This window comes from Pseudonocardia sp. CA-107938, from assembly GCF_050936315.1.
Lineage (GTDB): Bacteria > Actinomycetota > Actinomycetes > Mycobacteriales > Pseudonocardiaceae > Pseudonocardia.
In genome coordinates this window covers 5,331,293-5,343,965 of sequence record NZ_JBNJNA010000001.1, presented here as the reverse complement: position 1 = coordinate 5,343,965, position 12,673 = coordinate 5,331,293, and the positions used below count along the sequence as shown (strand labels likewise).

The 12,673-nt window shown below is 73.0% G+C and carries 11 protein-coding genes; 5 read left to right on the top strand and 6 right to left on the bottom strand.

Features of this window, described 5'->3' with window-relative positions; translation table 11 throughout:
• Positions 1-63: 63 nt before the first annotated feature.
• From ACQEVB_RS26340 to ACQEVB_RS26330, 3 genes are read left to right on the top strand one after another with little or no spacing between them, the layout of a single operon-like run.
• A complete protein-coding gene (locus ACQEVB_RS26340) occupies positions 64-669 on the top strand; it encodes a winged helix-turn-helix transcriptional regulator (protein ID WP_432976408.1) in 606 nt (201 codons plus the stop codon).
• Positions 670-702: 33 nt separating this feature from the next.
• Positions 703-1,155, top strand: coding sequence for a MarR family winged helix-turn-helix transcriptional regulator (locus ACQEVB_RS26335; protein WP_432976405.1), 453 nt, complete (start codon positions 703-705; stop codon positions 1,153-1,155).
• Positions 1,152-1,985 (top strand): alpha/beta fold hydrolase, encoded by an 834-nt coding sequence (locus ACQEVB_RS26330; protein ID WP_432976402.1) that lies wholly within the window; start codon positions 1,152-1,154, stop codon positions 1,983-1,985. Before ACQEVB_RS26335 ends, ACQEVB_RS26330 begins: the two co-directional genes overlap by 4 nt.
• A 5-nt stretch (positions 1,986-1,990) precedes the next feature.
• Here ACQEVB_RS26330 and ACQEVB_RS26325 read toward each other — a convergent pair whose 3' ends face one another.
• The 6 genes from ACQEVB_RS26325 to ACQEVB_RS26300 all read right to left on the bottom strand — a co-directional run bounded on the left by ACQEVB_RS26325 (position 1,991) and on the right by ACQEVB_RS26300 (position 7,910).
• On the bottom strand, positions 1,991-2,272 hold the full coding sequence (locus tag ACQEVB_RS26325) for a DUF397 domain-containing protein (RefSeq protein WP_432976399.1): 282 nt from the start codon (positions 2,270-2,272) through the stop codon (positions 1,991-1,993).
• A 20-nt stretch (positions 2,273-2,292) separates the two neighbouring features.
• Positions 2,293-3,138 (bottom strand): DUF5753 domain-containing protein, encoded by an 846-nt coding sequence (locus ACQEVB_RS26320; protein ID WP_432976396.1) that lies wholly within the window; start codon positions 3,136-3,138, stop codon positions 2,293-2,295.
• Positions 3,139-3,221: 83 nt separating this feature from the next.
• Positions 3,222-4,217 carry a VWA domain-containing protein gene (locus tag ACQEVB_RS26315; protein WP_432976393.1) on the bottom strand — a complete coding sequence of 332 codons (996 nt, stop codon included), beginning with the start codon at positions 4,215-4,217 and terminating at the stop codon, positions 3,222-3,224.
• Positions 4,217-5,098 carry a DUF58 domain-containing protein gene (locus ACQEVB_RS26310; protein ID WP_432980588.1) on the bottom strand — a complete coding sequence of 294 codons (882 nt, stop codon included), beginning with the start codon at positions 5,096-5,098 and terminating at the stop codon, positions 4,217-4,219. Before ACQEVB_RS26310 ends, ACQEVB_RS26315 begins: the two co-directional genes overlap by 1 nt.
• A gap of 65 nt (positions 5,099-5,163) precedes the next feature.
• Positions 5,164-6,204 carry an AAA family ATPase gene (locus ACQEVB_RS26305; RefSeq protein WP_432976390.1) on the bottom strand — a complete coding sequence of 347 codons (1,041 nt, stop codon included), beginning with the start codon at positions 6,202-6,204 and terminating at the stop codon, positions 5,164-5,166.
• Between the two features lie 401 nt (positions 6,205-6,605).
• Complete coding sequence (locus ACQEVB_RS26300) at positions 6,606-7,910, bottom strand: NlpC/P60 family protein (protein ID WP_432976387.1); 1,305 nt, start codon at positions 7,908-7,910, stop codon at positions 6,606-6,608.
• Positions 7,911-8,219: 309 nt separating this feature from the next.
• Between ACQEVB_RS26300 and ACQEVB_RS26295 the strand changes: the two genes are divergently transcribed.
• Positions 8,220-9,554 carry a hypothetical protein gene (locus tag ACQEVB_RS26295; RefSeq protein ID WP_432976384.1) on the top strand — a complete coding sequence of 445 codons (1,335 nt, stop codon included), beginning with the start codon at positions 8,220-8,222 and terminating at the stop codon, positions 9,552-9,554.
• Positions 9,555-9,779: 225 nt separating this feature from the next.
• Positions 9,780-12,590, top strand: coding sequence for an aconitate hydratase (locus ACQEVB_RS26290; protein ID WP_432976381.1), 2,811 nt, complete (start codon positions 9,780-9,782; stop codon positions 12,588-12,590).
• The last annotated feature ends 83 nt before the right edge of the window (positions 12,591-12,673 follow it).

Genomic DNA, 12,673 nt, shown 5'->3' with positions numbered 1-12,673 from the left:
CGGCCATCCCCTTCGACTAGGAGAACCATAGCAGTTACTATTCTTTTCCTACAGGGAGGTGGGATGAGCCGGACCTATGGCCAGGCGTGCCCGGTCGCGCACACGCTGGACGTGATCGGCGATCGCTGGGCGATGCTCGTCCTGCGCGATCTCCGGCTGGGCCCGAAGCGCTTCTCCGACCTCGCGGCCGGCCTGCCCGGCATCGCCCCCAGCGTCCTCACGCAGCGGTTGCGCGACCTCGTCGCGCACGGCGTGCTGGAACGGCGCGAGCGCGCGGCCACGGTCTACGCCCTCACCCCGCGGGGGCGCGACCTCGAACCGGTGTTCCGGGCACTCGCCGACTGGGGCATGGGCGAGCAGCTCGACGGGGTGGCGCTGCCCGATCCCGCCGCACTCGGACTGCGCCGCGCGTTCCGCCCGTCCGGCCCGCCGTGGACGGCCACCCTCGCCCTGCGCATCGGTCGCGAGAGCTACACGGCCCGCGTCGTCGACGGCGAGCTGGCGACGCTGGAGCGCGGCGAAGGCGTCAACCCCGATGCGGTGCTGACCGGCACGCCCGAGGCCGTGCATGCCGCCGCCCGCGGCACGCGGCCGGAGGAGGCCGGGCTGGTCGTCACGGGCGATCGTGCCGTCGCGGACCGCTTCCTGGGCCACTTCTCATTCGATTGACACCGACAGTGTCGTCTTAACATCATCAGTGTCATGAGCACGGAGCCGTCCGACCTGTACGCGGTCCTGCGCCGGGTGCGGCCGCTGCACCTGCTCTCCGCCCGCGCCGTCACCGCGGCGCTGGAATCCGAGCAGCTCACCCTGGGTGTCCGCGCGCTGCTGGAGGTCCTGACCGACGGGGGGCCGGCGCCCGTGCCGGCCATCGGCCGCACCCTCTCGATGCCGCGACAGGTCATCCAGCGCCTCGTCGACCAGGCGCACGAGCAGGGTCTCGTGACCACCCGGCCGAACCCGGCCCACCGTCGCTCCCCGCTCGTCGACCTCACCGACCGCGGCCGCACGACCTTCGACCGCGTCCACGAGGCAGAGCTGCGCAACCTGGCAGCCATCGCCGCCGATCTCGACCCCGCCGACGTCGCGACCACCGTCCGCGTCCTCGACGCGCTCGTCGCCGGCGTCACCCGAATCACCGAGGAGTCGCCATGACCCGCACGCTCACCGCCGGCACCGTCCCCGTCGACGGCGGCCACATCGCCTACGACCGCGTCGGCGACGGCCCGCCCGTCGTGTTCCTGCACGGCGGCGCGATGGACCGGCGCATGTGGGACCCGCAGCTCGCGCTCGCCGACAGGTGCACCGTGGTGCGGCTCGACGCCCGCGGCCACGGCGGGTCGTCGACGCCGGTGGCACCGTTCCGGCACTACGACGACGTGGCCGCGGTGCTGCGGGAACTCGCCCTCGGGCCGGCCGTGCTCGTCGGGCTCTCCATGGGCGGCGCCACCGCGCTGGACGTGGCGATCGCGCACCCCGGCCTGGTCCGCGCGGTTGTGGCCTTGGGCACGGGCGCGAGCAGCGCCTCCGCCGACGGGCACTTGTTCCGCGATCCGTGGATGCAGGACCGCCTCGCCGCGCTGGCCGCCGCGGCGGCCGCGTTCGACGCGCAGGCCTGGACCGCGACGTTCCTGGAGATCGGGCTGGTCGGCCCGTACCGCGCGCTCGACGACGTCGATCCGGACGTGGTCGCGCGCTGCCGCGACATGATCGCCCACACCATCACCACGCACGTGGTGCACGGCGGGCCGCCGCCCAGCTCATTGCCTGACGCCGCCACCCGCGCCGCGGGGATCACCGCGCCGGTGCTCGGCGTGACGGGCGCGATCGACGCGCCCGACCACGTGCGCATGGTCAGGGAGCTGGTCGAGACCGTGCCGCACGGGCAGCTCGCGGTCGTCGAGAACGCCGCGCACATGGCCAACCTGGAGCAACCGGAGCTGTTCGAGCGCCTGCTGCGGCGCTTCCTCGCCGCGCTGGGGTGACGGCGTCAGGCGTCGAGGTCGCCGGCGCGGACGCCCGCCAGCAGCGCCGACCATGCGGCGCCGGAGTACACGTGCGGGGTGCGGGTGCGGTCCTTGGTGTCGCGGACGGCGATGCCGGCCGGGACGGGGGCGACCTCCACGCAGCTGTCACCGTTCTGTCCGCCACCGCTGAAGCTGCTGGTGCGCCAGAGCGGGGCGACCTCGACGCAGCCGCTGCCGTTCTGCCCCCCGCCGCTGAAGCTGCTGGTGCGCCAGGCGAGCCGCTCGACCTCTGCGGCACTGTGCATGGCTGTGATCCTTCCGCCGGTCACGTGGCCGCGGCGATCTCCCGCAGCAGGTCCAGAGATTCGGCCGGGCCCAGTGCCAGCGTACGCAGCTGGTCGAACTTCTTCCGGGCCAGCAGTACCTCCTGCTCGCCCTCCAGATGGGCCGCACCCAGGGCGTGTTCGACGTAGGCCATGTCCGGTTCGCCGAGGTTGCCGAAGCTGAGCACGATGAAGCCGGAGGCCAGCGAGGCGTGCGGACCCGGGTGGGCGGGCAGCACATGCAGGGTCACGGTAGGGAGCGCCGCGGCCTCCGCGATGTGGGCCAGCTGAGCCCGCATCACCTGCGGCCCGCCGATCGGGTTCCGGAGGGCCGCCTCCCCCACCACCGCCACCAGCCGGAGCGGGTTCGCTTCATCGGAGAGCCGCCGCTGGCGGATCATCCGGACCTCCAGCTCCGCCTTCAACTGCTCGTCGGTCCACTCCACGACATCCGAGGTGAACATGATCCGCGCGTAGTCGCGGGTCTGCAGCAAGCCCGGTATGAACCCCGGCGCGAAGTCGTGCACGTGCTCGGCGTCCGTCTCGAACTGCACGTAGCCGAAGTCGCCGCCCAGCCGGTACTGCGCCCACCACGGCCGCTTGCGCGCCTCCGCCGCGAGCTGCAGCGTCTCGGTCCACCGGTCGCCGCCGACGTCGTAGAGGTCGAGCATGCTCTTGACCAGGTGCGGATCGATGCCCTGCTGCCCCGCCTCGATCCGGGCCAGCTTGCTGACCGAGCAGTACAGCTTGGGGGCGGCCCAGTCCAACGTGAAGCCGGCGTCCTCGCGCATGAGGCGCAGCCGCCGCCCCAGCACCCGCCGCCGGACGTTCCCCCGCGAAGTGCCCACGGTCGCGCTGCCCCCTCGGTGATCGATCGACAGCACATCGTGACACGGAGAATCGGAGAGGTGGGATTCCCACCTCGCGCAGGTCAGGGCAGCCGGCGCCCCAGCGCGAGCCCGGTGCCGACCCCGGCCATGAGCAGCAGCGCGGCACCCACCAGCCACGGCCGGCTGACGTCCACGCGGCGGGTCTCGTAGCCGATCTGCTCCCCCAGCTCGGCGTACACCTGCCGCAGCTCGGCCTCCGACGCGGCGGTGAAGAACTGGCCGCCCGACAGCTCGGCGATGCGGCGCATCGCCGCGTCGTCGACGCTCACCGGTGTGCGCTCCCCCGGGTTGATCTCGATCGACCCGTACGCGGTGCCGAACGAGATCGTCGAGACCGGGATCTTCTGCTGCGCCGCCGCGCGGGCCGCGGTGAACGAGCCGCGCGGCAGCTCCTCGGGCCGGTCGCCGCCGGGCAGGGTCTGCGCGCCGTCGCTCATCAGCACGATCCGGGCCGGCGGCGGACCCTCGTCGGTCGCGGCGGCGACGGACTGGGAGAACGAGTCGATCGACTGGAGGGCCGCGAAGATCGCCTCGCCTGTGGCCGTCGCCTCGGAGAGCTCCAGGCCGTCGATGGCCCGCTTGACGGGTTCGCGGTCGGCGGTCGGCGACACCAGCACGGCGGCCGTCCCGGCGAACGAGACGAGCCCCAGGTTGACGCCGGGCGTGAGCTGCTCGGCGAACGACTTCGCCGCGGCCTGCGCGGCGGCCAGCCGGCTCGGCTGCACGTCGGTCGCCTTCATGGAGAGCGACACGTCGATCACGAGCACGACCGTCGCCCGGTTGCGCGGCACCTTCGCCTCGGCCTGCGGCCCGGCCAGCGCGATCGCCAGCACGGCGAGCGAGAGGATCAGCGCGGCGGCGGGGATGTGCCGCCACCAGCCGGGGCGGTCGGGCGCGACCTTGTCGAGCAGCTCCAGGTTGGTGAACGCCATCGTGTCGCGGCGCCGGCGGCGCAGCAGCAGCAGGTAGCCGCCGGCGAGCCCGGCCACGACGAGGAGCAGGAGCAGCCACCACGGGTAGGCGAACAGCCCGTCCATCAGCGGCCGCCCCCCGACCACATGCGCTTGCGGGAGAGCGCGAACCGCACGACGTCGGCGACCCAGTCCGAGTCGGTGCGCAGGGTGAGCTGCGCGGCGCCGCAGCGGCGCAACGTGCGGGCGACGAGGTCGCGGTGCTCGGCGGCCGCGGCGGCGAACTCGCGGCGCAGCAACGGCGTGGTGACGACCTCGCGCTGGCGGCCCGACTCCGGGTCGGCCAGCACGACCGTGCCGACGTCGGGGAGATCCAGCTCGCGCGGGTCCAGCACCTCGACGGCGAGCAGCTCGTGCCGCGCCGACAGCGCCCGGAGCGGCCGTTCCCACGTCGGTTCGCCGAGGAAGTCGGAGATCACGACGGCCAGCCCGCGCCGACGCGGCGGCCGGCGGAGCTGCTCGACGGCGGCGGCGAGGTCGCCGCGGGAACCGGTCTGCGCGCGGGGGGTCTCCGCGACCCGGCGGATCAACGTGTGCGCGTGCGCGATGCCACCGCGCGCCGGCAGCCGCATCGTCTTCTCACCGGTGGCGACGATCGCCCCGATGCGGTTGCCGCCCCCGCGGGTGAGGTGGGTGATCGCGGCCAGCGCGGCGATCGCGAGGTCGCGCTTCTCGCACGACGCGGTGCCGAAGTCGAGGCTGGCCGACAGGTCGACCACGACCCACGTCTCCAGCTCGCGGTCGGCGACGGTCTGGCGGACGTGCGGCTCGGTGGTGCGTGCGGTGACGGCCCAGTCCATGCGGCGCACGTCGTCGCCGGGCTGGTAGGCGCGCGCGTCACCGGGCTCGCTGCCCGGCCCGGGCACCAGGCCCAGGTGGTTGCCCTGCAGCAGCCCGTCGAGGCGGCCGCGCACCGTCAGCTCCAGTGCGCGCAGCGACGCCTCCATCCGGCCGTCGCGGAACGACGGCGGGCTCGTCGGAGGCCGCCGCTTCCCGGGCGGGGCCGAAGCCGTCACGACGTCGCGCCCGCCCCGCTGTACTGCTGACCGCCCTGCGGCCGCGCGCTGACCTGCGGCAACGGCACCGCGCCGACCACCCGTCCGATGATGTGGTCCATCGGCACGCCGTCGGCGATCGCGTCGTAGGAGAGCACGAGGCGGTGGCGCAGCACGTCGGGGGCGACGTCGAGCACGTCCTGCGGGAGCACGTAGTCGCGGCCGCGGACCAGCGCGAGCGCCCGCGCCGCAGCCACGATGCCCAGCGTCGCGCGCGGCGACGCCCCGTAGGAGACCCAGCCGGCGACGTCGGACAGGCCGTGCTCGGCCGGGGTGCGGGTGGCGACCACCAGCCGCACCACGTAGTCGACGAGGGCGTGATGCACGAACACCTGCGAGGCCACGCCCTGCAGCCGCACCAGCTCGTCGGGGTCGATCACCTGCTGCGCGGCGGGCGGTGTGGCCCCCATGCGGTAGACGATCTCCCGCTCCTCCTCGACGTTCGGGTACTCGACCACGATCTTGAAGAGGAACCGGTCGCGCTGCGCCTCCGGCAGCGGGTACACGCCCTCGTTCTCGATCGGGTTCTGCGTGGCCAGCACGAGGAACGGCGCCGGCATCGGGAAGGTCTGCCCACCGATCGACAGGTGCCGCTCCGCCATCACCTCCAGCAGCGCCGACTGCACCTTCGCGGGCGCGCGGTTGATCTCGTCGGCGAGCACGAAGTTCGCCACCACCGGGCCCAGCTCGACGTCGAACTCCTCGCGACCCTGCCGGTAGATGCGCGTGCCGAGGATGTCGGCCGGCACCAGGTCGGGCGTGAACTGGAGGCGGGCGAACGAGCCGCCGACCACCTTCGCCACCGTCTCCACGGCGAGGGTCTTCGCGACCCCCGGCACGCCCTCCAGCAGGAGGTGCCCCTTCGCCAGCAGGCCGACGAGCATGCGCTCGACCAGCCGGTCCTGCCCGACGATGACGCGCTTGATCTCGAAGACGATCCGCTCGAGCTTCTCACCCTCGCGGGCCGGGGCGGGCACGGAATCCTGCGCACTGCTCACCGCCCCATTCCACCCTGTCCGGGGTGAGACGCCCGTGAGGCCCCCGCCCGCCTCGGCGAGTTGCGCGTTCCGCCGGGCGAGTTGCGCGTTTCGCCGGGCGAGTTGCGCGTTTGCGGAGGAACGAGCACGGCGAGCCCGGTTCGACGAGCCGCCCGACCACGCGCGAACCGGTCCGACCGAAAGGCGGAACTCGCCCGGCGGATCGCAGGACTCGCCCGGCCTCGCGATCCGTGGCGGCCGGGTCTCTGCCTCGTCCGGTCCTGGCCGCACTCCGCTCCGGTGAACGCGTCGAGACGCGTGACTCGCCCGGCGAAACGCAAGACTTGCCCTGCGGGATGCGGGACTCGCCCCGTGGAATGCGGGACTCGCCGGGACGAGGGGGCCGCGGGCGTCGTGTCACGTCAGAGCATGCGGGTTGCCTCGGGGAGCAGGCCCTTCGTGCGCACCTTCGTCACCCGCACGCTCGCCCCTGTGTAGGGCGCCTCGATCATGTTGCCGTTGCCGATGTACATCGCGACGTGGTGGATGGGTTCGCCGGGGTCGGCCCAGAACAGCATGTCGCCGGGGCGGATGTCGGAGATCGGGACCTTGGTGCCGGCGTTGAACTGGTTGCGGCTCACCCGCGGCAGCGAGATGCCGGCGCCGCCGAACGCGTAGAGCATGAGGCCGGAGCAGTCGAAGCCGATCCGGTCGAGCGGCGAGCCGAGGCCGTCGGGGATGCCGGTGGTGGGACCGCGACCGTTGCCGCCGCCCCACACGTACTGGACGCCGAGCTGCGACATCGCCCGGTCGATCACCCGCTGGATCGCGCCCGGTCCCCCGCGACCGGGCGCCGCGCCCGCCGCGGCCACGCGCTGCGCGGCGGCGGCTCGCTCGGCCTGCTGGGCCCTGGCCTGCGCGGCCGCCTGGTCGGCCTGCCACTGGCGGAAGCGGTCCCGCTGGGCGCGCAGACCGGCGTCCGCCGAGACGGCGGCGTCCAGCTGGGCCTGCACCTGCGCGCGCTGCGCGGCGATGGCGGCCAGCTGCCGGGCCTGCGCTCGGGCGGCCGCGTCGGCGGCGGCAAGCGCGCCGTCGGCAGCGGTCTTGGCGGTGGCCGCAGCGGCCTGCCGTCGGCGGGCCTCGTCGAGCGCGGCCCGGGCGGCGGCGTCGGCGTTCGCCTTGCCGATGCGGGCCTTCTCCAACGAGTCCTGCACCGAGCGCTGCTGCTCGGCGATCAGGTTGCCGTACTGGGCCCGGTCGATGAGGTCGTCGGGGCCCGTCGCCGTGGACAGCAGACCCAGCGGGCCCAGGTCGGGGCCCTGCTCGTAGGTGTGCGCGAGCAGGTCGTCCATGCGGGCGCGGGCCGCGTCGATCGCGGCGGTGGCGGCGTCCGTCTCGGCCCGGGCCAGGTCCGCCTTGCGGGCAGCAGCTGCGGCGGCGTCCTGGGCGGCAGCCAGGTCGACCAGCGCCGCCTCCGCGTCCTCGCGGCGGGTGGCGAGAGCGGCCTGCAGGTCGTCGGTCTGCTGGTCGAGATCGGCCAGCTGGGTGCTGAGCCGGCCCACCTCGGCCGCGCGGGCGCCGACCGCGTCACGGCTGGCCGAGAGCTGGCCGTCGGTCGGGTTCGGCGGCGGCGTCGGCGGCACCGGGTCGGCCGTCGCGACGGGCGTGCCGGCCAGCAGCAGCACCGCCACCAGCGGTGCGACGACAGCCCTGCCGAGCGCCCGCACCCGTCCTCCTCGTCGCCCGTACCGGGGAAATGCGCGGGGAGCGTGTCATCGGGCGGGCTCACCGCCCGGATCGCCGCGCGGGGAGATCGTTCGGACGAGCGACGACCACCACCCAGCCGGGTGGCGCGGCCCCGCCGGCTCGCCCGGCATCGGCGACCCTGACCGAACGGCAACCTTTCCCTCACCACGGCGCCGCAAAGCCTTACCGCGCCGGGAGCACCGGCGCGCCCGGCCGCTGGACACCATTGCCGGCGAGGTCGGTGCGACCACGGGGGCGCACGAACGGCCGCGACTTGATCGAGGACACAGATGAACCACCCAACGCCCGGCCCCGGCGTGCCGCCGCCGTGGGCGCCCGGCCCCGCCGTCCACACGCGCGAGCTGCCGCCCACACTCCAGGCTCCCGGGCCGCCCCCGCCGGGCTGGCCACCGCCGCCCCCGCCGCACATGCCGCCCGTCCCCGTGCGCAGGCGCCGCCGGAAGTGGCCGATCATCACCGCGATCATCGCGGTGCTCGCGCTGGGCGCCGGCGCGGCGTACGCGTTCAACCTGTTCACCAAGTTCGGCGGCGCGTCGACGTCCAAGGAGGCCGTCTCGCTGCTGGCCGCCGACCTGCAGTCCGGCTCGACGCTGTCCGCGCTGAGCCGCCTGCACCCCGGAGAGCGCACGCTGCTCGTCGACATGCAGACGACGATCACCGGCGAGCTGAAGCGCCTGGAGATCATCCGGCCCGACGCCGACCTCATGGCCGCGTCGGCGACCGTCAGCGACCTGCGGTTCGACGACTCCGCTGCCGAGCCCGTGCGCGACGACGTCGTCATCACCAAGCTGGTCGCCGGCAAGATCTCGGTGGCCGACGACAAGAGCCAGCAGATCTTCACCGACTCGTTCCGCAAGGCTGCGTTCCCGAACGGGGTGTCGGTCGCCGGTATGCCGACCACGATCGACATCGCGACCGAGGTCCCGGAGGGCATCCGCGTCGCCACCGTCCGTGTGGACGGACGCTGGTACGTCAGCGCGTTCTACACGGCGGCCGACTACTTCCTGCGCTCGACGGGCACGCCGTGGCCGAAGACGTCGGTGCCGGCGCGCGGCGCGTCGTCGGCCACGGACGCCCTCCGCCAGACGGTCACGGCAGCGCTCGACGGGAACGTCCGGCGGCTGGTCGAGCTGGCCCCGCCGAGCGAGCTGCAGGTGCTGCACGACGTGGGCGACGCCATCGTGGCGGCCACGGGCGGTGAGGCGTCCGGCGCCCGCCTGGTCGACCTGCAGACCACCGAGACGTCGATCCCCGGCGGCACCGCGCTGCAGGTGCAGAAGGTCGTCGTGGAGAACGCCGGCGGCGAGACGGCCACGGTCACCCGCGACGGCGCCTGCATCGTGGTGCAGGCCGGGAGCGAGGGCACGGAGCAGCGGCTCTGCAGCTTCGACGACTTCGGCGGCGGCGTGTCCGGCCCGCCCGTACTGGACCGGGTGCTGCCCAAGCTCTTCGCCGTGGTGACGAACCCGCGGATCGTGGCGGTCCAGGACGGCGGCGCGTTCTACGTGAGCCCGTTCCGCACGGTCACCACGTTGTACGGCGACGCGCTGCACGCGCTCGACCCGCAGGACGTGCGCGACCTGCTGGCGCTGGCGCAGGGCTGAACTCCGACCTCACACAGCGCGTGGCCGCCTCACACAGGTTGCAACCTGTGTGTCGTGGCCGCGCGCTGTGTGACGTCCTGGGCCCCGCTCGACTCCCAAACAGGACGCGCGTACTGTTTGCAGTGAGGGGTCCGCGGCGACCGTGACGTATGGGTGCGCGAGACTCCGGGAAACCGAGCAGACCCGCCGAACGACGCGCCACCACCGCTCAGGAGGACGACCCCAGTGACCAGCACAGACACCGGACCAGACAGCTTCGGGGCGAGGGGCACCCTCCAGGCAGGCGGCGCCGAGCACGAGATCTTCCGGCTCTCGGCCGTCGAGGGCGCCGAGCGCCTCCCCTTCAGCCTCAAGGTGCTGCTGGAGAACCTGCTGCGCACCGAGGACGGCGCCAACGTCACCGCCGACCACGTCCGCGCGCTCGCGAGCTGGGACCCCGCGGCCGAGCCCGACACGGAGATCCAGTTCACGCCCGCGCGCGTGGTGATGCAGGACTTCACCGGCGTGCCCTGCGTGGTCGACCTCGCCACGATGCGCGAGGCCGTCACCGAGCTGGGCGGCGACCCGGCGAAGGTGAACCCGCTCGCGCCGGCCGAGCTGGTCATCGACCACTCGGTGATCATCGACGTGTTCGGCCGCCCGGACGCGTTCGAGCGCAACGTCGACTTCGAGTACCAGCGCAACAAGGAGCGCTACCAGTTCCTGCGCTGGGGCCAGGGCGCGTTCGACGAGTTCAAGGTCGTCCCGCCGGGCACCGGCATCGTGCACCAGGTCAACATCGAGCACCTCGCCCGCGTCGTCATGACCCGCAACGGGCAAGCCTACCCCGACACGCTCGTCGGCACCGACTCGCACACCACCATGGTCAACGGCCTGGGCGTGCTGGGCTGGGGCGTCGGCGGCATCGAGGCCGAGGCCGCGATGCTCGGCCAGCCCGTCTCGATGCTGATCCCGAAGGTCGTCGGCTTCAAGCTGACCGGCGAGATCCCGCCCGGCGCCACCGCCACCGACGTGGTGCTGACGATCACCGAGATGCTGCGCCGCCAGGGCGTGGTGGGCAAGTTCGTCGAGTTCTACGGCGAGGGCGTCGGCGCGGTGCCGCTGGCCAACCGCGCCACCATCGGCAACATGAGCCCCGAGTTCGGCTCCACCGCGGCGATCTTCCCGATCGACGAGGAGACCGTCCGGTACCTCAAGCTCACCGGCCGCTCCGCCGAGCAGATCGAGCTGGTGGAGGCCTACGCCAAGGAGCAGGGCCTCTGGCACGACCCGAGCCGCGAGCCGGTCTACTCCGAGACGCTGGAGCTGGACCTGTCGACGGTCGTGCCGTCGATCGCCGGCCCGAAGCGCCCCCAGGACCGCATCGAGCTCACCGACGCCAAGCCGGCGTTCCGCAAGGCCATCCACGACTACACCGACGACCCCGAGGGCGCCCCCGCGGGCGTCGACGAGGCCGGCAAGGAGTCGTTCCCGGCCAGCGACTCGCCCGCCCCGGGCAGTGGCGCCGACGAGCAGCCGGTGCTGTTCTCCGCCGCCGAGGGCGGCAACGGCCGCCCGTCCAAGCCCACCACGGTGCGCTCGGAGAGCCGCGGCGAGTTCGTCCTCGACCACGGCGCCGTCGTGATCGCCTCGATCACCTCGTGCACCAACACGTCCAACCCGTCGGTGATGCTCGGGGCCGCCCTGCTGGCCAAGAACGCCGTCGACAAGGGCCTCACGGTCAAGCCGTGGGTGAAGACGTCGATGGCGCCGGGCTCGAAGGTCGTCACCGACTACTACGAGAAGGCCGGTCTCTGGCCGTACCTGGAGAAGCTCGGCTACCACCTCGTCGGCTACGGCTGCACCACCTGCATCGGCAACTCGGGACCGCTGGAGGAGGACATCTCCGCGGCGATCAACGAGGCCGACCTGACCGTGGTCTCGGTGCTGTCGGGCAACCGCAACTTCGAGGGCCGGATCAACCCCGACGTCAAGATGAACTACCTGGCCAGCCCGCCGCTGGTGATCGCGTACGCGCTCGCCGGCACGATGGACTTCGACTTCGAGCAGCAGCCGCTCGGCAAGGCCACCGACGGCTCGGACGTGTACCTGAAGGACATCTGGCCGTCGGCGGCCGACGTCGCCGAGGTGATCGAGAACTCGATCAGCCAGGAGATGTTCACCAAGGACTACGCCGACGTCTTCGCCGGTGACGAGCGGTGGCGCTCGCTGCCCACGCCGGAGGGCGAGACGTTCGAGTGGGACCCGGAGTCGACCTACGTCCGCAAGCCCCCGTACTTCGAGGGCATGCAGCCCGAGCCGTCGCCCGTGCAGGACATCTCGGGCGCGCGGGTACTGGCGAAGCTGGGCGACTCGGTCACCACCGACCACATCTCCCCCGCCGGCTCGATCAAGGCCGACACCCCGGCCGGGCAGTACCTCACCGAGCACGGCGTGGAGAAGAAGGACTTCAACTCCTACGGCTCCCGCCGCGGCAACCACGAGGTGATGATCCGCGGCACTTTCGCGAACATCCGGCTCAAGAACCAGCTGCTCGACGACGTGAGCGGCGGCTACACCCGCGACTTCACGCAGGAGGGCGCCCCGCAGGCGTTCATCTACGACGCCGCGCAGAACTACGCCGCCGCCGGCACACCGCTGGTGGTGCTGGGCGGCAAGGAGTACGGCTCCGGCTCGTCGCGCGACTGGGCGGCCAAGGGCACCGCGCTGCTCGGCGTCAAGGCCGTGATCGTGGAGAGCTTCGAGCGCATCCACCGCTCCAACCTCATCGGGATGGGCGTGCTGCCCCTGCAGTTCCCCGAGGGCGAGTCGGCGGCCAGCCTGCACCTGGACGGCACCGAGACGTTCGACATCTCGGGCGTCACCGAGCTGAACGAGGGCACCACCCCGCGCACCGTCCACGTGACGGCGACGAAGGAGAACGGCGAGACCGTCGAGTTCGACGCGAAGGTGCGCATCGACACCCCCGGCGAGGCGGACTACTACCGCAACGGCGGGATCATGCAGTACGTCCTGCGGGGCATGCTGCGCGGCTGAGAGCACTGGTGACGGCCGGGACCGGAGCCCCGGTCCCGGCCGTCACCGCTGGCGTTGTTACCGACGGTAGGTAACACTGTTGC

Bases quoted from the DNA above. Each gene is read 5' to 3' on its own strand.
- ACQEVB_RS26315 (WP_432976393.1), bottom strand. From the start codon at position 4,217: ATGGACGGGCTGTTCGCCTACCCGTGGTGGCTGCTCCTGCTCCTCGTC.
- ACQEVB_RS26310 (WP_432980588.1), bottom strand. From the start codon at position 5,098: ATGGAGGCGTCGCTGCGCGCACTGGAGCTGACGGTGCGCGGCCGCCTC.
- ACQEVB_RS26340 (WP_432976408.1), top strand. From the start codon at position 64: ATGAGCCGGACCTATGGCCAGGCGTGCCCGGTCGCGCACACGCTGGAC.
- ACQEVB_RS26335 (WP_432976405.1), top strand. From the start codon at position 703: ATGAGCACGGAGCCGTCCGACCTGTACGCGGTCCTGCGCCGGGTGCGG.
- ACQEVB_RS26295 (WP_432976384.1), top strand. From the start codon at position 8,220: ATGAACCACCCAACGCCCGGCCCCGGCGTGCCGCCGCCGTGGGCGCCC.
- ACQEVB_RS26325 (WP_432976399.1), bottom strand. From the start codon at position 2,272: ATGCACAGTGCCGCAGAGGTCGAGCGGCTCGCCTGGCGCACCAGCAGC.
- ACQEVB_RS26330 (WP_432976402.1), top strand. From the start codon at position 1,152: ATGACCCGCACGCTCACCGCCGGCACCGTCCCCGTCGACGGCGGCCAC.